Origin of the sequence: Shewanella sp. P1-14-1, assembly GCF_001401775.1 — a bacterium.
GTDB lineage: Bacteria > Pseudomonadota > Gammaproteobacteria > Enterobacterales > Shewanellaceae > Shewanella > Shewanella japonica.
The window spans coordinates 61,940-83,700 of the sequence record NZ_LKTL01000023.1 but is presented as its reverse complement, the minus strand read 5'-3'; the positions used below and the strand labels follow the sequence as shown (position 1 = coordinate 83,700).

Sequence of the window (21,761 nt, the reverse complement as noted above, 5' to 3'; positions counted from 1 at the left end):
TACACAAAGGCTATTGAATAGTCATTGCGGAAGTTACGCTGCGTAAGCAATACGATGGTTCACATCATTAAGGTTCAGCTTATTTTAATATTGCTTATCTACAGTTCTCGGTGGAGCAATTTTTCGAATTGTATTGAGTCAATCATAACGGGACAAACCGTTTTTGATATAACTTATACCATTTTTGAGACTTGTTAAATGTACTTTAAATTTCAACAACTTGCTAACCCTTAGTAAGGTGTGACTTCAAAGTGATTAAAACTCTATAAATATCATCAGGTAAAGTAAATGACAGCGTTATGGTTAATGTTTAGCGGGGCCTTTCTAGCAGCAACTTTGTTACCAGGAGGCTCAGAAGTTTTACTTGTCGCTTTATTGAATGAAGCCCCACAAACGTGGTTTGCATTGCTTGTTGTGGCCAGTATTGGTAATTCGTTAGGGGCAATCACCAGTTATTATTTAGGCTATTTAGGCCGCTTTGCGAAGACGCCAGAGGACTTTGCCTCTAAAAAATACCAACATGGACTAAAATTAATCGAAAAATATGGCTATTGGGCGTTATTGTTATCTTGGCTGCCATTAATCGGCGATATTTTATGTTTAATCGCAGGATGGCTAAAGTTACCTATTATCCAATCGACTATCATGATACTCATCGGTAAAACGATTCGTTACTCTTTAATTGTGGCAGCATTTATGTTGGCGTGGTAATAATGACCCTACGAGGTAGGGTATCCATCATATTGAATATTAATATATAACTTTCAATCACTTTAGTTTGTATTTTTGCAAGCCATAGCGCAATTTTCACTACTATTGGAAACTATCTGTATAAAGCAGGGTCGTAAGCCCATACTATTATGCTATTAATTTTTTAAAGGAAGTTTAAGTGAAGAAATGGATCTTAGCAGCGGCGATCTCTATTGCCATAAGTGGCTGCGCACATGAAGTAAAAACGTCCTCCAGTTTGCCTCAAGGCGTGACTTTAATCGAAACCGTTGGCGTATCTGACGCGGTGAGTATCCCTTATAAAAAATATTTGTTAGAGAATGGACTGACAGTTATTTTGCATCAGGACAATTCAGATCCTCTTGTTCATGTTGATGTTACTTACCATGTGGGATCTGCTCGTGAAGTAGAAGGCCGCAGTGGTTTTGCTCATTTATTCGAACACATGATGTTCCAGGGCTCCCAGCATGTTGGAGATGAGCAACACTTTAAAGTCGTCACAGAAGCTGGCGGTACGCTTAACGGAACGACTAATACCGATAGAACAAATTACTTTGAAACCGTGCCAAGTAACCAGCTCGAAAAAATGTTGTGGCTAGAGTCAGACCGAATGGGCTTTTTGTTGCCAGCATTAACCAGTGAGAAATTTGAAGTTCAGCGTGAAACGGTGAAAAACGAACGTGCTCAACGTATCGACAACCAACCATATGGCCGTTTGAATGAACGCTTTAATCAAGCCATGTTTCCTGAGGGACACCCATACTCATGGCCTGTGATTGGCTGGCCAGAAGATCTAGAACGTGCAACGGTTGATGATGTTCGTAACTTCTTTAAACGTTGGTATGGGCCTAACAATGCTACGTTAACTATTGGTGGGGATTTTGATGAAATGCAAACGCTTGCCATGGTTAATAAGTACTTTGGTGAGTTAGCCCGTGGTCCTGAAGTTAAAGCAGATCCTAAAACCCCTGTTACTCTGGATGAAACCCGATATATTTCGATGGAAGATAAGGTGCATCTACCTCTGATTTATATGGGTTTTCCAACAGTTTATGCCCGTCATGAAGATGAAGCTGCATTAGATTTATTGGCCAACATTTTAGGCGGCGGTAAAACATCGCTGTTATACAAAAATCTGGTTAAAGATGGATTTGCTGTGCAGGCATCAGTCGGTCATCCTTGCCAAGAGTTATCGTGTCGTTTGACTCTATATGCGTTGGCAAATCCTGCATCAGGTACCGACCTTGCTAAATTAGAGCAAAAAATTAATGACTCGATTGTCGAGTTTGAGCAGCGTGGTGTGACCGATGACGATCTACAAAAAGTAAAAGTGCAATTTGAAGCCGATACCATTTACGGCATGCAAAGTGTGAAAGGCAAAGTTTCTACACTGGCTTACAATCAAACCTTTTTTGATAACCCTAATATGGTCGCCAGTGATTTAGCTCGTTATGCCAGTGTTACCAAAGAAGATGTGATGCGGGTTTTTAAAACCTATATCAAAGATAAACCAATGGTCGTAATGAGTGTGGTTCCTGAAGGGGCTAAACAGCTTATAGCTAAAGAGGATAACTTCACTCCGGTAACGCAATCAGTGGCCGATGTAGCGGTAACAGGAACAGAGAATGTTCGTCAAATCACTTCAAGCTTCGATCGCACCGTGATGCCGAAGGCAGGCGCTGCGCCCGTGCTTAAAGTACCAAAGCTATGGAATGCATCACTAGCAAATGGCATCGAGGTCATGGGAACAGAAAACCATGAAACCCCAACGGTAGAGTTATTAATTTATCTTGATGGCGGTAATCGGTTACCTGAAATTGAAAAAGCAGGTGTCGCCTCTTTAACGGCTTCAATGTTAAATGAGTCGAGTCAAAAACGAACAACAGAAGAATTAGCAGGCGCACTTGAAATGCTAGGCAGTAGTATTTCATTTGGAGCAACCTCTACTCAGAGCTACATTCAAGTATCGAGTTTGACTGAAAATCTGACACCTACGTTGGCAATTTTACAAGAAAAGTTATTTTCGCCAGGTTTTGTTGAGGCTGATTTTGAGCGTCTAAAACAACAGGAAATACAAGGGTTACAACACCAAGAATCAGATCCTAACTATCTCGCTCGTAGAGCATTTTCAGGATTACTTTTTGGCGAAGATACTCACTTTAGCGTACAAGCCTCAGGCAGTGTAGCGACAGTTTCTGCGTTGACATTAGATGACGTAAAGCAGTTCTATCAAACCCAATATAAAGCAGGTAATGCGCAGATGGTGTTAGTGTCTGATTTACCTCAACAACAGCTGATGTCTGAACTTTCTGTACTGGAGAAATGGCAAGGCAGTGCAAATAAAGCTGAAGCCTTACCAACATTCCCAACACTTGCTGGTGGCACTATTTACGTTATTGATAAACCCGGTGCGGCTCAGTCAGTGATTAAGATCGGTAAGCGAGCATTACCTTACGATGCGACAGGGGAGTATTTTAAATCTTTCTTAATGAATTACCCATTAGGTGGAGCATTTAATAGTCGTATAAACCTGAATCTACGTGAAGATAAAGGTTATACCTACGGGGCAAGAACTGGCTTTAATGGTAATGATGTTATCGGTCGTTTTGAAGCAACTGCCAGTGTTCGCACAGATGTAACGGCTGAGTCTGTGACTGAATTTGTGAATGAAATAAAACGTTTCCAAGCTGAAGGCATGACGGATAAAGAGTTAGCTTTCATGCGCAGTTCTATTTCTCAAGGTAAAGCGCTTGAGTATGAAACCCCATATCAAAAAGCGGGCTTTATGCGCATGATACAGCGTTACCAATTGGCAGATGATTTTACTGAGCAACAGGCTGATATTGTGGCGACAATCAGTAAAGATGAACTTAACGAGTTAGCTAAAGCGCAGTTAGATTTATCGAGTATGATTATGGTCATTGTTGGCGATAAAACGGTGATTTCACCTAAACTTGAAGCTTTAGGCTATCCTATAAAAGAGATTAAATAGGTTTCGCTATTGTTTTTAAAAATATAGACCCTATATAGGTTTTATAGGGTCTGATATGATGAAAGACCACATAACGGTGACAATAATGATGTTACCGTTTTTTATTTTAAGACGATTGAACGTAAATTTATTCAATGAAGCAGATTTTATTATGCATTGTTGGAAATAATATCGTTTAATAGCAGGTCTAGCAGATTGTAAGTCGCAATATGAACCGATGCGGCTGACTAATTCGAGTGATTAATTCGAGTTATTAATTCGGGTTACAATAAGAGAACAGCAAATTGAACTCATTCAATGAAATAATCGATTACCTTTCCAACGACCAAGGTCGTGAATCACTGCTCGGTATGTTAAGGGGCATTGAACGTGAAGCTTTAAGAATCGATGACTCTGGTCAATTAGCAAAAGACGGTCACCCAGAAAAGTTAGGTTCAGCCTTAACTCACTCTCGTATTACCACAGATTACAGTGAGTCTCTTTTAGAGTTCATCACTCCAGTTAATTCTAATATTGACACTTTATTAGATGGCTTGACTCAAACTCATGCCTACAGTGTTAAAAATATGAATGGCCAAACACTCTGGCCTGTCAGCATGCCTTGTTATGTTGGCGATGAGAAAGATATTCCGATCGCCCGTTACGGCAGTTCAAATAATGGCAAAATGAAAACCCTTTATCGTCAAGGGCTAACTCATAGATATGGACCTTTAATGCAGATTATTGCAGGGGTTCACTTTAATTTTTCAGTGTCAGAAAAACTGTGGGATGCTTTATACGAGAAAAGTGATAAACAGCTTTCTCGACAAGATTTTATCTCAGAATCTTATTTTGGCATGATCCGTAACTATCGCCGTTTGGTATGGGTATTGCCATACTTTTTTGGCTCTTCACCCGCACTATGTAGTTCGTTTATTAAAGAACAGCCAGTTGATTTTGATTTTAAGAAAACAGGTAAAGGGACACTTTACTTACCTTACGCAACGTCATTGCGTATGAGTGATTTAGGTTACACCAATAAAGAGCAGGAGCAGCTAGATATTAGTTATAACTCGCTGCCTGAGTATCTAGCGGGTGTAGGCGAAGCAATTAGAATGCCTTCAGCAAGCTTTGCAAAAATCGGGGTTAAGGTTGGCAATGAATATCGCCAGTTGAATAGCAACGTTTTACAAATTGAAAATGAATTTTATTCGCCAATTCGGGCTAAACGCGTTGCTAAATCAGGTGAAAAACCATCTGAAGCGCTTGCTAGAGCTGGAGTAGAATATATCGAAGTGCGTGCTCTTGATGTCAATCCATATAGCCCTATTGGTATTGATGCTAGTCAGGTTAAGTTCCTTGATTTGTTCTTGCTTTATTGTTTATTACTTTCATCCGATAAAACAGATGTTGAAGGAGAGGCTGAAATAGCCGCTAACTTAAAAGCTGTTGTACTTGAAGGTCGTAAACCTGACTTAACCTTAAGTAGAAAGGGCCAACACGTTAAGTTAACTGAATGGTTAAGTGATATTTTTGAGCCAATGTCACGACTTGCTGTTTTACTTGATAGTGAGGGAAATCAGTACCAACAAGCATTATCACAGTGGCAAGAAGCGATTAACGACCCAAGTAAAACACTATCTGGTCGTGTGCTTGAAGATGTAGTTAATCAAGGTATTGATCATGGTGTGTGGGTGAAACAACTTGCAAAACAGTACCATGAGTACCTGTCTAATTATCCGTTATCAGCCAACACTCTGGCTGAATATGAAGCTGAAGCGCAAGAGTCTCTAAGAGTGCAGCAAGATATTGAAGCACAACCCGCAGTGAGCTTTGATGAGTTTTTAGCGGATTATTTTGCTGATTTAGCGCAGCCAGCAGTTGCCGTTAATCAATGAAGATAACGGCCTTATTATTGATGATGCTTGCACTGCTTCAAGGGTGTGCAAGTTCATCAGATGATGAGTTTATGTGTGGTTCGGTTGCGAGTTACATTACGCCGCCGACTGCAGACAACCTATATCGAGTGGTTGTCACACATCTTGATGGTCAAGCTGTTATTTCGCGTCCTTATTATAAACTGACAGCAGGTAAGCACACGTTTACTTTAGCTGAGCTAATAGAGTCGCCAGAATTGAAAGTTAAACTCGCAGCCAGACAAACCAAAAAGCTGGATATTGTGGTTGAACGTGAGCAGCGCTATCATTTAGCAGCTGAACTTAAAGTTGATAAAACATATACAGGGCTTAATAGCGACTATTGGAAGCCAGTGGTTTGGAAGCAAGCGTCTTATGAATGTGTATTTACCGATAAGATGGGATAAATACTCAATGCTCCCCAAGCGATAATTGCATCAAGGAATAATGCTTAGTCATTTTTCGTCCCATACCTATTTTTCATTCTCCTCGTGTTCAATTAATCGCTTTACATTTATTTCTTCAACGCAGTTATTTAAAAAGCGACTGAAAAATCATTTAGCAAAGTGATATAAAGTTAGCCTCATAAACTAGCCTTCTTAAAATTAGCGACCTCAAAATATCGTTAATAGCCTATATGTACTGCGATGATATCAATCCGTGATAGTCCATAACCGTTTAAGCGACACTGTCTAATCGTCAGTTAAGTCATGGGATATTTTGTCGCTTTATTATAACGACATCGTCAGCTTTTTTATGATAAAGCGGTTTGCATCTCTGTCACTTTGATGTGAGAATCTACCCGTCTTTGGTTTTTCATATTCAGTTGTTTTCATTTGCTATAAGGGCTTTTATGAAGTGGTTTTTTCGTGCTTTAGGCACCATTTTATTATTACAACTTACCGGTTGTGCCACACCTCCACCAAAAGAGCCTGACAACCTGTGTTCTATTTTTCAAGAAAATCGCTCTTGGTATAAAGCTGCAGTCAATACTCGTGATAAATGGGGCGTACCGGTTCATGTGCCTTTAGCCATGATGTATCAAGAAAGCTCGTTTAAACATAATGCTGCACCGCCTATGGAATATTTTCTTGGTTTTATTCCTATTGGACGTGCCAGTGATGCTTATGGTTATGCGCAAGCGAAAACGATGACTTGGGATGATTACGTACGAGAAACAGGTAATTCATGGTCGAGTCGAAGTAACTTTGATGATGCGATGGATTTTATGGGGTGGTTTATTTATAAAACTAATAAAATCAATGGTATTTCTAAGTGGGACGCAAAAAATCAATATTTGAATTATCACGAAGGATGGGGCGGTTACAAACGGGGAACTTATAAAGCCAAAGCGTGGCTAGGCCCTGTCGCCAATCGCGTCGATGCACGTTCAAAAACCTATGCTCAACAGTATCACACTTGTAAAGAAGACTTAGATTCTTCTTGGTTATGGCGTTTATTCTTTGGGTAATCCATCGCCTTGAACCATAAGCCTCGCCAATGCGAGGCTTTTTTATTTCATTTGTATAAAAATACTGACAATAATAAATCTAAACTTTCAGCGACAATGTCCGATAACAATTGTAGATATTGTGTTAATTCTTTAATGTTGCACAGGATTTAACATCTTACGATTTATCAATAATAAAAATTGTAACCACTTAGGTTTAAAATAATTTATTCGTTTTCGGAACCCTATATGCAAACTCATAATGATAATAATAAATTGCAGACGAGGTTATTATTACCCGTCATGTCGTTTGTCTTGCTCGCCATTGTTGTTTCACTGTTTCTTCCTGATCAAATCTCCACATTCCAATTGGTCATATTGCTTGTTTGCTTAGGGACTGCGCAGTCGTTTGCCTTGTTATATGTTTACCAGCAGCAAGTACAAAAACGCTTAAATGTATTGAGTCATTATTTAGCGTTAGTGGTCAGTACCCATACTGCGCCCGATAAGCCATTAAAGGATAATGGAGATGACCAAATAGCTAATATCAGTAATGGATTAAGCGATTTCATTGAAGATTTGAAAGCTGTAATTGATGAGATTCGAGCCGATGCTAATGATGTTCGCTCAGGATCATATGAACTTGCTTCTCAAATGGGAGCTGCTGAGTCATCAATGAGTCAAAGCACACAAGAGAATGAACAAATAAGTGCTTCTTTAACTGAGATTGTTCACACTGCGGACGAATTATTTACTAATGCTGAAGAGCTTAAGTCGACATCAGTTCAAGTTAAAGAGCTATTAGCATCAGGAACAAGTGATGCACAAAATAACCAAAGCTCAATGACGACCTTTGCTAATGGCATTGAGAGCATGGTGTCTGATTTAGATTTGCTGAACAGTGATAGCCAGAAAATTGGTAACGTTTTAGAAGTCATTAAAAGTATTGCCGAGCAAACTAACTTGTTAGCCCTAAATGCTGCAATTGAGGCTGCTAGAGCGGGTGAGCAAGGGCGTGGCTTTGCTGTTGTAGCAGATGAAGTGCGAGCCTTAGCACACCGAACACAAGAATCGACAGTTGAAATTCAATCAATTGTGCTAGAGCTTCAAGCTAAAGCTGGAAATGCGGTCAGTGCCATCGGAGAAAGTCAGCGTGTCACTCAAGAAAGCCTACAACAATGTCAGCGTGTGACCCAAGCCTTTAGCGATATAGGACACGTCTTTGAGCAGTTAGACAGTGTTGCTGGCAATATGACTTACAGTATTCAAGGTCAGCAAACTTCAACGGGAAGCATTAATAATCGTGCGATTGAAATTTCACGTTTAAGCCATGAGGTGCAATTAAATCTCGAAGCGATTTCATTAAGAGCACAACAACAAAAGGCAAGCTCTGAAAACCTTGAACAAGTACTAACCCGAGTGTGTATTTAACAAGCTTAAAGGTAGCAAATAAAAAAGGAGCCTTAGGCTCCTTTTTTGCTTTATAGCGAACATGACTCACTACAATTTAACGCTCGAATTCAGCCAATATCCAAGCAAGAGGGGCTTGGTACTGCTCAGGCATCCACTGTTGTAATAGTGCAATACTGTCGTCAACCATCGCTTTATTGTGTGCTGATAAATTGAGATGACCCACTTTACGGCCCACTCTGACTTCTTTGTTGTACCAGAATAGCTCTGCATTCGGTAAGCTTAGCCAGCGGTCGTCTTTATCCACACCAATTAAGTTAACCATCACACATTGATAGTTAACTTGTGGGGTGTGGATCGGTAAATCACACAATGCACGCAGGTGTAATTCAAACTGATTGATGTGGCAGCCTGACTGTGTCCAGTGCCCTGAGTTGTGCACTCGTGGTGCTAACTCATTCACCAGTAGCTCATCACCGACACGGAAACATTCCATCGCCATAACTCCCACGTAATCGAGAGCATCCATGACGCTAGTTAACATTGCTTCAGCTTGTGGTTGAAGGTGGTCTAATCGGCTTAATGGCGAAATAGAAGCCATTAAAATACCATCTTGATGTAAGTTAAGGGTTAATGGGTAAAAAACACATTCACCACTTTGGGTTCTGACACCAATAATTGATACTTCTTCATCAAAATTGATTGCTTGCTCTGCAATGGCTTCATTGCGCCAATCAGCGGGGATTTCTGTTCCTTCAGCTTGCTTTAACCAATGCTGACCTTTGCCGTCATAACCGCCAGTGCGGCGTTTAAGTAATACTCGATCACCATATTGCTGATGCAAGTTTGAGGTATCGGTATTGTCATCAACTAATTCCCAAGGCGATGTCGGAACCGACAGTTCATCCAATAAGCTTTTTTGGGTAAAGCGGTCAGCCAAACGCCCAAAAACGGGGCCATTAATAAAATGCTGATGTTCACTTAATTGCAGGCTTAGGGATGACTCTGGCCATTGCTCACGCTCTGCAGTGATAATATCAGTATCTTTCAGCGGTAAACGCTCATTAGATGGCGTCATGATGTCCACAGGTTGGACATTGATTGCTAAAGGTTGACCAGCATGGGAAAGCATGGCGCCGAGTTGGCCATCGCCAAGTACCCAGACATTATGTTGTTTAGGGTTTTGCTGAGCCATTATTAAGCTTCCCTCGGATCTGGGTTTTCAAGAATGGTGTTAGTTTGATCATCTCTAAATGCATCAAGACGAGCAGCCAGTTCAGCGTCCGTTACAGCAAGGATTTGACTTGCAAGTAAGCCAGCATTAAATGCACCCGCTGTGCCGATTGCTAAGGTACCCACTGCAATACCTTTAGGCATTTGAACGATTGACAGTAAGCTATCCATTCCTGAAAGCGCCTTACTTTGTACTGGCACGCCAAGAACGGGTAAACGGGTTTTTGAAGCGATCATACCAGGTAAGTGAGCAGCACCACCGGCGCCACCAATAATCACTTTATAACCTTTATCGGCAGCAGTGCTTGCAAAGTCCATTAGTTTGTCAGGAGTACGGTGCGCTGAGACGACTTCAACATGATATGGCACCTGAAGCTTATCCATTATTTCTGCGGCGGCTTCCATGGTGGGCCAATCACTCTTAGATCCCATTACTACGGCAACAAGGGCTTGCATGATAACTCCTTAACACACTTATATTATTAGGTTATTTCTTACTTTTCCCTGCGTAGGGTACAGGGCTTATCACCATGAAAATCATGACGATAAAAAAGGGGCTAGATAATAGCATGCTGGCTTTATTTTCGCTGCATTTCAGTGTTTTCTGCGGCTGAAACTCAGTTTCTGATTGCGAATGCTAACAGGGTACTCTACTGTTAATGACATAGGCTTTGAACTCGAGGGTACTTTATGGCATTCGAAAGGTTAAAGACTAAGGGACTAGTTTTTTGCACTGTATTTTTTTTTACTACATTCAATCAGCAGCTTATAGCTGCAACTCATGCCGTTATGTTAACGGAAGTTGATGAAACGATAGTGTCTATTTCTGGTAATGAAGAGATGGAAGCGATTGCATTATTAACAGAGTTTAGTGATGAGCAGCTTTCATTTGACCAAGAGCAAGTCAGCATGACTCGTGGTTGGTTAGAGTTATCTAAACAGCAAAATAGTTGCATGTTTAATAAAATAAAAACCAAAGAACGTGAAAGTGTCGCTCATTTTTCCAAATATCCTATCAGTGTTTACCCTCCACTTAGATTAATCGTAATGAGTCATCATCGGGAACTCTTTCCCAAAGAGTTTGATTTAGCGAATTTTCCTGCAGATACACATGGTCAACTTGGGGTCGTCAAAGATAGAGCTTATGGTGACTTTATTGATGAGAAAATAAAAAGAAACCCACATCAATACTATATTCGTGGCGGGATGGGCTCTTCAAACAGTTTAATTAAAATGCTTAAAGCAGAGCGAGTAAAGGGGATTATCGAGTACAGTGAAGTGGTCGATGCCTTTTTACGAGACAATAACCAGAGCTTAGATTATCAATCTATTCCTATTCGTCATGTGACTCAGCCTATTTATGGCTACATCGTTTGTTCACAAGGCGAAAAAGGTAAAAAAGTCATTGCTGAAATTGACCGAATTATGGGTCTACAAAGTTTTCAAGAAGCTTTTATTCAAATGCATGCTGACTTTTTTGGTGAGGCTGAACAAGCCATTTTAATTCCTGAATTAGAACGTGTTTTTAGTCAGTAATAACCGTTATTATTTTTTGAGTCGTGGCAATACTGATATTATTTAAAAAATTTAACCCTTTTTGATTTGTTATCCGTTATTACTAATAGGTGAAAACGGTTAAGGGGCTAAAAATGGGAACATCATCGAAGTTATCACGTCAAAAATTGGAGGGCTATTACTTCAAAAAAGGGCGTTTATGGCCGTCTATTTTAGTTGGTCTGACATTACTATTGGTGTTGTTAGTGAATCTTACTCTACATGTGCGAGCTGAGATCACGAACAAACCTAATGCCGTTCAAGCAGAGCCAATTGATCCGATTATTCTTCCTAAAAAACCGACGATGCCGCCCGTTAAACCTGGGGTTTATCAAGGGCAGCTGAGCATTGATGGTCATGGTGGCAATATGGTGACAGGGGAAACGCCGCTGTCGCAATACCGACTTTCCTTTAATGATACTGATTACGATGCGCTACAATCCTTGATAGCTCAAGGCCAGTTACCTTTACGAAACGCAGTTAGTAGCCATCAATTAGTTAACTATTTCGATTATCGATTTGACAACACATTAGCTAACAGCGGCGAGTTGTCAAAAAACTATAAAGTGACCACTGAACTTGCGCCATCGCCATTCAATCAAAGCACGTTTTTACTACTTGTGAATGTTGAATTGACCGCGAATGCCAGCGAAAAAGCCGAATTGGGTTTTAATTGGCTACAGACTTTGGTGAGGTTTAACCCTAGATTAGTGTCTGAGTATCGTTTAATTGGCTATGAAACCAATACCGCAGTTAATAGTAGAAAGGGGCCTGCACAACATGTTCAACCTCATATCAAACTGAGTGATGCTAAACAGTTTGTTGCGTTATATGAGCTTAGATATAACGAGCAAACCATGAGTGTAGGTGTTAATAATATTGAGGGTGATACTGCTGGTAATCGTGGTGTTCACCAAGGTTTTAGCGCAACAACGATGGCCGAATTAGTCATTTTGGATTCCAGATCCACAGCTAAACAACAGTTAATACCTGAATATGCGATTGATATATCGCAGCAACATAAGTTCTTTGAACAAGCTAGCCCTGAGTTTCGATTTGCGACTGCGGTGGCTGGACTGGGTCAGCTTATTAATCACAATCATTATGTGCATCAGTTTAATTATGACGAATTAGTGCATATTGCTAACCAGTCGGTGAATGAACTAAATCAAATTGTGGGCGATAACGCATCAACCGATAAAATTGAGTTTTTAGCGCTTGTTAAGTCGGTTTATGAGCTAACCAAGTCGCAACAAGGTAAACAATATCGTCCTCCCAATCAGGTCACGCCTTATCCAATGCCGCAGCCCATTTTGCCACCAAAACAGGGTGAGTTGTTAGAGGGTAAGCAAACAAAGAATCAAAACCATTAATTTCAGGTTAACTGAAAATTGAATGAGGTTTTTTTATGACTCAATGCAGTGAATAAGTGGACATTACCTACGTCGCTGGGCAAACTGGTTTAATGCGAAAATAGCCTATAACCAAGGTAGTCAGTGGTGACAGATAACGAAATAAATCAGCAAGCTAATAGAGCTGTTGATAGATCCGATGAACAATTAATGTTGGACTATCAGCAAGGTGATGCTCACGCTTTTGAAGCGCTTTACAGTAAACATAAAGGGCCGCTTTATCGCTACTTTGTACGCCAAATAAGCGATAACACCTTAGCAGAAGATTTATATCAAGATACTTGGGGCAAAGTGATTAATGCCGCTGATAATTACCAAGTTACTGCTAAATTTACTACTTGGTTATACCGTATTGCACATAATTTATTAATCGATCATGTCCGTGCTGTAAAACCATTAGATAAGCTTGATGAATTAGGTGAGCAGGGCATGGATGAGTTTGATGCCAACATTGGTAATCAACAATTCAATGGGCGACCAGATGAAGTTTTAGAGCAACAGCATCAAGCGCAATTACTTAAAGCCTGCGTAGCTAAATTACCAGCGGTGCAAAAAGAAGCATTTCTGTTGAACATCGAGTTAGGCTTAACAGCCAGCGCCATCAGTGATATTGCTAATGTTACCGTTGAAGCCACTAAAAGCCGAATTCGCTATGCGTATCAAAGTATCAAACAATGTGTCGCCAATAAGTGGGAGGGAATGACTCATGAGTAAGCATGATAATAATGACTCTGAACCTATGACTGACGAAGCTTTTGCGGCGTTGCAGCAAGACATTTCTGCTTTGTATAAGCTACAAAATATAGAGCGGCCTTCTGCGGCGATTGATGCTGCAATTTTGGCTCAGTCAAAAATGCGTTCGACACAGACAACACAGCAGAACTCCAACTCCAATGTGATTAAGGTGAGTTTTTGGCATAAGCATAAATTGCCATTATCAAGTGCTGCATCAGTGATGATCATAGCATCGGTTATGTTACTCAATCCTGAGTTTAATCAACATGCTGTGACAGATATTGAAGAGGCGATTCCAATGGCGACAGAGGTTAATCAAACGACATCTTCGCCAGCTATGATGCGTGCAGAGCCCAATACTTTTGCTGATGAACCTGTAAGTTCAAGTCAACGTATTGAGCAGGGAAGTGAGCAAAGTATTGAGCAGAATGTTGAAACGATGGCTGAAGCACAGCAAGAGACTCAAGCCATACAAGCATTAACTCAACAACAAGCAGCACCGAAAGTGAGTACGGAACACGCTTCAGATATCGCTCGAAGTCAAATGAAACTGTCTGAAGCACAAGGTATTAGCAAGATAGATAAAATGCAGTCACAACCTTTAATGCAACATGACTCAGTCGAACAAGCTTTGGAAACATTAACACAATTAGTTAAAGATAAAGATTGGCAACAAGCTGAACGATATCTACAAACGATTGAACAGCGATTCCCTAGGATTGTGGAATTAGAACATCCACAACATGAAGTGTATCAGCAATTAAAAAGGCATTTGACTACTCAATAGTGCCGCCGTGAGCGCAAAGCCATAATATTAAAAAGGTAATAATATTTAATTGATATTATTACCTTTTTTTATCTTAACTTAATCATGTTAATCCTTATTCTCTGATGAGTATTTTTACTAACGTATTCGGTTACAAATTCATCGAGGATAAATCATTAATTAACGTATTTTGATACTGATAAGTTGCATTTTTTTTGCTAATTTGAGTGCTTGAAAATAATAATATTTACAAGGACTTTTCTGACCATGAAACTTCGTCAATCCGTTACCGCTTGCATGCTGGCCCTTGGGCTTTCAGGAATCGCTTTTCAAGCGGTCAGTAGTGAAAATCAAGGATACTATCGTGCGCCAGCATTGCACGACCAAACCGTTGTGTTTACCGCTGAAGGCGACTTATGGACCAGTCAGTTAAACCAAACTACAGCGACAAGATTGACGACTCAAGCAGCTGAAGAGTTAGATGCGACTATTTCAAAAGATGGTCAGTGGTTGGCTTTTACTGCCAATTATGACGGTGCAACTGAAGTGTATGTTATGCCAATGGCCGGCGGAGTTGCAAAACGAGTGAGCTTTGAGAATAGCCGGGTTCGCCTGCAAGGTTGGACTGCTTCAGGTGAGATTCTATACGCCACTGACAATGCCAATGGTCCAGCAAATTACTGGGTACTAAAAACAGTTAATCCATCGTCATTAATCGTAACCGATCTTCCCCTAGCTGATGCCATTGAAGGTGCGATTGATGCGCAAGGTAAATATGTTTACTTCACTCAATTTGGTCTACAAGCCAGTGGAGATAACGCCAAGGTTTATCGAGGTGGCGCATTAGGCGAAATCTGGCGCTATGAGCTGGGTAGCAAAAAAGAAGCGCAAAAGCTTACCGCCTCCCATCAGGGTTCTGTAAGACAACCTATGGTGTGGCAAAATCGCGTGTACTTTGTCAGTGATCAATCTGGCAATGATAACATTTGGTCTATGTCAGTTGATGGCAAGGACATGACTCAGCATACTCAATTTTCAGAGTGGCAAGTGCGTGACGCTCAATTAAATCAGGGACGTATAGTGTTTCAACATGGCGCAGACATTAACGTATTTGATATTAGTAATAATAGTTCGTCCATCGTCAATGTTAGTTTGACTTCAGATTTTCCTCATCGTCGTGAGCAATGGATTGCAGATCCAATGCAATATGCCACGTCAGTTGCTTTTGCTGCAAAGGGTAATAAAGCGGTTATTACAGCACGTAGTCATGTCGCCGTTGCCAGTCATGACGGCAGTAGACTGATTCAAATTAAAACCCCTGCTGATGCTAGAGTTCGTAATGGTGCTCTTAGTGTCGACGGAAAATGGGTTTACGGCATCAGTGATGCTTCAGGTCAACAAGAGATTTGGCAATTCCCAGCGGATGGTAGCGAAGGTGCGAAACAATTAACCAAAGATGGCTCATCGCTACGAACGAGCTTACACCTTTCACCAGACGGTCGTTATATTGCTCACGATGATTATGACGGCAACGTGTGGCTATTGGACTTGAAAAAAGGCAAGAATAAAAAAATTATCGTTAATGGAGAAGGGTTAGGCGAATATGCAGATATTGTTTGGTCTGCGAACAGTCAGCTTATCGCCGTGACTAAGTCTGAAATTGGTAAGCAGCGTCCACAGGTGGTGCTGTACTCCTTATCAGATGAAAGAGCACAAGCATTAACTAGCGATAAATATGAATCATTTTCACCTAGTTTTAGTCCTGATGGACAGTGGTTATATTTCTTATCTAATCGCCACTTTGATGCAACACCAGGTTCACCTTGGGGTGATAGAAACATGGGGCCAATTTTTGATAAACGCACCCAAGTGTTTGCGATTGCACTCAATGAGAAGGCGTTATTTCCATTCGAAAAACCGACTGAACTCAATGCAAGTACCATTGCAGATAAAGAAGAAGCGACCAATACCGCAACTAAAAAAATCAGAGTTGACTGGAAAGGGATTACTCAGCGTCTTTGGCAAGTACCCGTTGCATCAGGGAATTATGCTAATTTAACTGTGCTAAAAGATAAGTTGTATTTATTGGACACTCATGCCAATAAGACCAGTTTAAAGCTCATTAAATTTGATCATCTCTCTGCTGAAATTAGCGAGTTTGGGGCTGATATCGGTGGTTATGCTGTGTCTGCTGACGGCGAGAAATTACTCATAACTAAGCAGTCTAACCCTGCTGAAATGCATATTGTTGCCGCAGGCGATAAGCTACCTGCTGAACTTAAAAACACTCAAGTTGATATCGCTCAATGGCAGCTGGCTATCTCACCTATGCAAGAGTGGCAGCAAATTTTTGAAGATGCTTGGTTGATGCATCGAGACTCTTTTTACGATAAAGGCATGCGAGGTAAAGATTGGGCTGCCATTAAACAAAAATACCAACCTTTATTAAAAAGATTGACCGATCGTAACGAGCTTAATGACATATTTAAGCAAATGATGGGGGAACTCGATTCATTGCATTCCCAAGTTCGTGGTGGTGATGTCACTAAAAATGAGACTGCAACTGCGGCTAGTTTAGGTGCGCGATTATCACAAACCGATAAAGGAGTGATTATCGGTCATATTTATCAGAATGATCCTGAGTTGCCTTCTCAAGCTTCACCCCTTGGGCGAATTAATGTGGATGCTAAACCAGGGGATATCATTGTCGCCATTAATGGCAAAGCCATTAACTCGGTTGCGGATGTAACGCATAGCTTGCGAAACCAAGCCGAAAAACAGGTATTGCTTGATTTAAAGCGTGGCAAAGATAGCCATAAAACCATTGTTGTGCCTCATAGCAATGGCGCAGATGCTAAATTACGTTACTTAGATTGGGTTAACAATAACGCCAACAAAGTGGCTAAAGCCAGCGATGGCAAAATGGGCTACTTGCATTTGTATGCCATGGGCTCAGGTGATATCGAAAGTTTCGCACGCGAGTTTTACACCAATTACGATAAGGATGGCTTAATTATCGACGTTCGTCGAAACCGAGGCGGAAACATTGATAGCTGGATAATTGAAAAACTGCTTCGCCGTGCTTGGGCATTTTGGCAGCCGACCCATGGTTCAGCAAATACCAATATGCAACAAACCTTTAGAGGCCATTTAGTGGTGCTTGCAGATCAAATGACGTACTCAGATGGTGAAACTTTTTCAGCAGGGATTAAAGCATTAGGTTTAGCCCCTATTATTGGCAAGCAAACTGCTGGTGCTGGAGTGTGGTTATCAGGGCGTAATCGAGTGACTGATAATGGAATGGCACGCGTCGCTGAGTATCCTCAATATGCAATGGATGGTCGTTGGATTGTTGAAGGCTACGGTGTTACACCTGATATTGAAGTCGATAACTTACCTTATGCAACGTTTACCGGTGCTGATGCGCAGCTTGAAAAGGCCATTAGTTACCTTAAAGAGGAACTAAAACAAACGCCGATCCTACCTTTACGTGCTAAACCTATTCCACAACAAGGCACTGCAGAGGATATTTTACCTAAACCATAGACTCTTTTAAAAGTGACTAAGCAGAACAGGAAACGGTTGCTTGGTGATTTAAATTATTGTTTTTTTATAGTGTAAATTGAAATACATCTGACGAAGGCTTTACTAATAAGTCATCTAGACACTAAAAAAGCCAATCACAATGATTGGCTTTTTTTATGTCTTACTCGGTTGCTGAGTAGAGGTTAAATCTGTCTTAACTCGGTAATGAATATTAATCGATATTTATTGATACTTCAGAGTTAATACTGTTCGCAATAAAGCAATTAGCATGGGCTTTATCGTGTATTTTTTGCAATACTTCATTACTGACTTCAATGCCTTCAGCAAACGTTACTTGCGGGTTTAAGAGCATTTTAGTGACAGACAATTTTCCTGAATCGTTTTTACCAAGTTCAGCACGGGCATTATCTTGATAAGATACGACAGTTAATCGCTTTAAGTGCGCAATGGCTAGAAATGTCAGCATATGACACGAAGATAAGGCGGCCAAAAGACTTTCTTCTGGGTTAATTTTTTCGTCATTACCTTTGTACTCAGGTGCTGAAGAAGCTTGTATCACTTGCCCTGAACCAAACTCAATTTGGTGATCTCGGTTAAATTCAGGTGCGGTATGTTCAAAATGATCCGCTTGCCAGTTTACCGTTAGCTTAAAACCCATTAATGCTTCCTTTATTAGCCAATTCAAATGCTTAAAGTCGATTGTTTGCTAAATAAATTAGCGTTCTTACCTTAAATACATTTTTACCGAGCCTGCATTTTACCTGAGTACCTGATGAAATCTACTAAAGCTTAGAAAATTCAATTCTATTGTATTCGTAAAAATACCTTTGCATTTCACTTTGTTTGTTTTTTGCACATTAATTCATTCGCTTATGTAAGCGTTTTTGAATTTGTTTGTTAATGGTTTGTTATGAATACGTATGCAAAAAATTGAGACTAATACTTATCCATGACTACTATAACTCGATAATAATGCCTGATATTCCATTAGTCTGAGTCGTATAACTGAATGTTGGGTGACTATAAAGTCAGTAAGGTGAGGGGAAATTCAATGTTCAATTGTAAACCTAGTGTGTTATCACTAGCGCTAGCAGCGGCAGGAGTCAGTATTATGTTGACTCCTAATGACGCATTTGCGGCCGATGAGATAAAAACTGAAACGGTTCAATCTTCGACAGCTGATGTCGAAGTGAGTGCCACAGAGAATACACAACCCACAAATGCGTTAGCTAGCAATGAAGCGGATGATACGGAAGCTGAAACTGGCATCGAGCGGATCAGTGTGAAAGGCTATAGTCGTAGTTTGATTGATTCACTTAACTCAAAACGTTATGGGGATACCGTTTCTGAGCAATTATCTGCCGATGACCTAGGTGCACTACCTGACGTTTCAATGGCCGATGCATTGACCCGTTTACCTGGTATTTCTGCAGTACGTACTGGTGGTCAAGCTGCTGAAATTAACATTCGTGGTATGTCGGGTGGCTTTGTTTTTTCAACCTTAAATGGACGTGAACAAGTATCAACGAGCGGTTCTCGTAGTATTGAGTTTGACCAATACCCTTCTGAATTAATTAGTTCTGCAGCGGTTTACAAGTCGCCTAAAGCTTCCCTTATTGAAGGCGGTGTTGCGGGTACTGTTGAGCTGACAACCGTCAGTCCTCTAAGCAAAGATAAACAACATAACTTTACTGCCAATGTGCGTGGTATGTATAACGATCGTGCCGATGAAGTGTACGGTGCCGAAGATTTTGGTTCTCGTTTAAGCTTTTCATATCAAGGTAAATTCCTAGAGGATACCTTAGGTGTGGCAGTGGGTTACGCTCGTCTTGAACAGCCGAGTGTCGCAACCCAATTTATTGGCCTTGCTTACAATGATTCCAAGGATGTTGACGGCATTGAAGGGGATACCAATGGACCTGAAGATAACCCTGCGAACGAATACATCAGTGAAGGTTTTGAGGTACAACATCTAGGTGGTGTTGAAATTCGAAATGGTTACATGGCCGCCATTGAGTGGGCACCAGTAGATAATTTTGTGTTAAAGGCTGATGCCTTTATGTCCCGCTTTGACAGCGAATCATTTGCTCGTGGTTTTCGTACCAAGTTTGGCGGCCGCGATGCCAGTGTTTCAAATCCAACTTATGATGGTAATTCAGTTATCGGCGGCACGTTTAACCGCACTTCTAAAAGCTACACTCGTGTCGAAATCGTCAATGATGATAACCAAGATTTTGATGAGGTCGACAGCTTTGGTATCAATGGTGATTGGCAGGTAACAGACAGATTAAACGTCAATGTCGATGTGTCGTTATCAGCGGCTAAAAGTGATTTCAGAAACGGCTTACTTTGGTCAAATGTCGCTGTTGATGCGAATGCGGATGCGCCTATTTTTGATGAGAATGTCTCAGTAAGTTATTTATTAAATGGTTTAGATTTACCCGATGTTGGCTTTAATCAAGCGGATGCATTTTCTGATATCGACCGAGTGATGGTCAGTAAATACGGTATTTATCCGTTTGAAAACGAAGATGAAGTGAAAGCATACCGAGTAGATTTTACTTATGAGTTAGAGAATGACTTTATCGCAAGTGTAGAATTTGGTGCACGCTATTCAGATCGCACTTACTCAAACGATCGCTCAGTATTTGAATACGGTAATGATGGTGCATTTTCAAAGTCTGAGCCGCCACTCAAACTTACCGATGATATGACAACGGTTGTTGACTGGGATGGTGACTTTTCATATTTCCCTTCTTATTTAGCCATTGATTTAGATAAAGCGTTAAATGCATGGTTCCCAGATGGCACGCCACAACCTGTACAAACTTGGGGTAATGCGGGTGGAGTCATCGATCCACAAGGCTACACAACTAACTATTCTTGGTCAGTGCTGCAAAGTGGCGAGGTGTATGAAGAAGTCTTGTCTGGGTATGTCATGGCAAACATTGATACGGAAATTGGTGGATTACCAATTACGGGTAACTTTGGTGTTCGTGTGGTTAATACCGACCAGTCAGCGACCATGCTTCAAAATGTAGAAGGAGATCCGACTTTAGGTGCGCAGAATATTACTGATGAAATTGGCATTATCAACCAAAACTATGCGCCAACGGTTCAGGGGGTTGATTACACCGATTACCTGCCTTCTATCAACTTAAACTTTAAAGTCACTGATGACTCACAGATCCGTTTTGCCGCTGCAAAAGTGATGTCTCGCCCACCGATTAATCGCTTAGCTGGCGATATCAGTGCATCGGTTTCAGATGATGGTGAAATCAATGGTTCAAGTACCAATAACCCATTCTTAATGCCGTTCTATGCAGATCAATACGATTTATCTTATGAGTATTACTTTGATGAAGGGGCTGTCGTCGCTGCTGTCTTCTATAAGAATATTGACTCATTCATTGACACGATTGCGATTGATAACTTTGACTTTAAAGGTAACGGTTTTAACGTCCCTGATTACATTATTGATGAAGATAGTGGTGAGCAAATTGAAACCACTAACGGTACTTACACCACAGCAGTCAATAACGCTGAAGGCGGCTATATTCGTGGTCTTGAATTAGCTTACACCCAAGTGTTTGCTTCACTACCAGCAGGATGGTCAGGGCTAGGGTTTAACGCCAGTTACTCTTACACCGAGTCTGAAGTGCAATCCATTACTAACTTAGGTGGTGACACGGCAACGCAAGATTTACCTGGGTTATCTAACAGTGTGGTCAGCGCCACGCTCTTTTACTCTTACGAAGGCTTCGAAACTCGTTTAAGTGGTCGTTACCGTGATGATTTCGTATCTGAGCAAGTCGCCATTAACGAACAAGTGGTGAACTTTGATGGTGAAACAGTGCTTGATTATCAAGCGTCTTACCAAGTGACTGATGGTTTAGGAGTGTTATTTCAAGTGAATAACTTAACCGATGAGCCAACTAAAAGTTACTTCGGCACTGAAAACAAAACCGGCACCATTCAGTACTTTGGCCGCGAATTTTACTTGGGGTTCACTTATGCCATGTAACAAAAATAATAAGAA

The 21,761-nt window shown here is 40.8% G+C and carries 15 protein-coding genes and 1 pseudogene; 13 read left to right on the top strand and 3 right to left on the bottom strand.

Annotated elements, in window-relative coordinates:
* Positions 1–288: 288 nt before the first annotated feature.
* From AN944_RS16370 to AN944_RS16345, 6 genes are all read left to right on the top strand, one after another.
* Positions 289–711 carry a YqaA family protein gene (locus AN944_RS16370; RefSeq protein WP_055025715.1) on the top strand — a complete coding sequence of 141 codons (423 nt, stop codon included), beginning with the start codon at positions 289–291 and terminating at the stop codon, positions 709–711.
* A 178-nt stretch (positions 712–889) separates the two neighbouring features.
* Positions 890–3,721, top strand: coding sequence for a pitrilysin family protein (locus AN944_RS16365; protein ID WP_055025714.1), 2,832 nt, complete (start codon positions 890–892; stop codon positions 3,719–3,721).
* Between the two features lie 284 nt (positions 3,722–4,005).
* Positions 4,006–5,598, top strand: a complete 1,593-nt coding sequence (gene gshA / locus AN944_RS16360; protein WP_082420036.1) for a glutamate--cysteine ligase — start codon at positions 4,006–4,008, stop codon at positions 5,596–5,598.
* Positions 5,595–6,023: a hypothetical protein gene (locus tag AN944_RS16355; RefSeq protein ID WP_055025713.1), complete on the top strand. Its 429-nt coding sequence runs from the start codon at positions 5,595–5,597 to the stop codon at positions 6,021–6,023. Before gshA ends, AN944_RS16355 begins: the two co-directional genes overlap by 4 nt.
* A gap of 446 nt (positions 6,024–6,469) precedes the next feature.
* Positions 6,470–7,087: a hypothetical protein gene (locus tag AN944_RS16350; protein ID WP_055025712.1), complete on the top strand. Its 618-nt coding sequence runs from the start codon at positions 6,470–6,472 to the stop codon at positions 7,085–7,087.
* Between the two features lie 228 nt (positions 7,088–7,315).
* Positions 7,316–8,497 (top strand): methyl-accepting chemotaxis protein, encoded by a 1,182-nt coding sequence (locus AN944_RS16345; RefSeq protein WP_055025711.1) that lies wholly within the window; start codon positions 7,316–7,318, stop codon positions 8,495–8,497.
* Positions 8,498–8,573: 76 nt separating this feature from the next.
* Here the strand turns inward: AN944_RS16345 and purK are convergent, their stop codons facing one another.
* Together purK and purE are read right to left on the bottom strand one after the other, a co-directional pair.
* A complete protein-coding gene (gene purK / locus AN944_RS16340; protein ID WP_055025710.1) occupies positions 8,574–9,671 on the bottom strand; it encodes a 5-(carboxyamino)imidazole ribonucleotide synthase in 1,098 nt (365 codons plus the stop codon).
* A 2-nt stretch (positions 9,672–9,673) separates the two neighbouring features.
* Positions 9,674–10,165, bottom strand: coding sequence for a 5-(carboxyamino)imidazole ribonucleotide mutase (gene purE, locus AN944_RS16335; RefSeq protein ID WP_055025709.1), 492 nt, complete (start codon positions 10,163–10,165; stop codon positions 9,674–9,676).
* A gap of 234 nt (positions 10,166–10,399) precedes the next feature.
* Here purE and AN944_RS16330 point away from each other — a divergent pair, with 234 nt between their 5' ends.
* From AN944_RS16330 to AN944_RS16310, 6 genes and pseudogenes are all read left to right on the top strand, one after another.
* Entirely contained in the window at positions 10,400–11,245 is an 846-nt protein-coding gene (locus AN944_RS16330; RefSeq protein ID WP_055025708.1) for a hypothetical protein, read from the top strand.
* Positions 11,246–11,358: 113 nt separating this feature from the next.
* Positions 11,359–11,868, top strand: a pseudogene (locus AN944_RS22065) (von Willebrand factor type A domain-containing protein); the annotation flags it as partial.
* A 15-nt stretch (positions 11,869–11,883) separates the two neighbouring features.
* Positions 11,884–12,636: a YfbK domain-containing protein gene (locus AN944_RS22060; RefSeq protein ID WP_408005086.1), complete on the top strand. Its 753-nt coding sequence runs from the start codon at positions 11,884–11,886 to the stop codon at positions 12,634–12,636.
* Positions 12,637–12,825: 189 nt separating this feature from the next.
* Positions 12,826–13,389 carry a sigma-70 family RNA polymerase sigma factor gene (locus AN944_RS16320; protein WP_055025733.1) on the top strand — a complete coding sequence of 188 codons (564 nt, stop codon included), beginning with the start codon at positions 12,826–12,828 and terminating at the stop codon, positions 13,387–13,389.
* The gene (locus tag AN944_RS16315) at positions 13,382–14,197 is read left to right on the top strand and encodes a hypothetical protein (RefSeq protein ID WP_055025706.1); all 816 of its coding nucleotides are present in this window, start codon (positions 13,382–13,384) and stop codon (positions 14,195–14,197) included. The genes AN944_RS16320 and AN944_RS16315 overlap by 8 nt, the downstream gene beginning before the upstream one ends.
* Before the next feature lie 246 nt (positions 14,198–14,443).
* Positions 14,444–17,722: a S41 family peptidase gene (locus tag AN944_RS16310; RefSeq protein ID WP_055025705.1), complete on the top strand. Its 3,279-nt coding sequence runs from the start codon at positions 14,444–14,446 to the stop codon at positions 17,720–17,722.
* A 211-nt stretch (positions 17,723–17,933) separates the two neighbouring features.
* On the opposite strand, the gene AN944_RS16305 is transcribed toward AN944_RS16310, so the two are convergent.
* On the bottom strand, positions 17,934–18,380 hold the full coding sequence (locus AN944_RS16305; protein ID WP_055025704.1) for an OsmC family protein: 447 nt from the start codon (positions 18,378–18,380) through the stop codon (positions 17,934–17,936).
* Between the two features lie 393 nt (positions 18,381–18,773).
* Here AN944_RS16305 and AN944_RS16300 point away from each other — a divergent pair, with 393 nt between their 5' ends.
* The gene (locus AN944_RS16300; protein WP_055025703.1) at positions 18,774–21,746 is read left to right on the top strand and encodes a TonB-dependent receptor; all 2,973 of its coding nucleotides are present in this window, start codon (positions 18,774–18,776) and stop codon (positions 21,744–21,746) included.
* Positions 21,747–21,761: the final 15 nt, after the last annotated feature.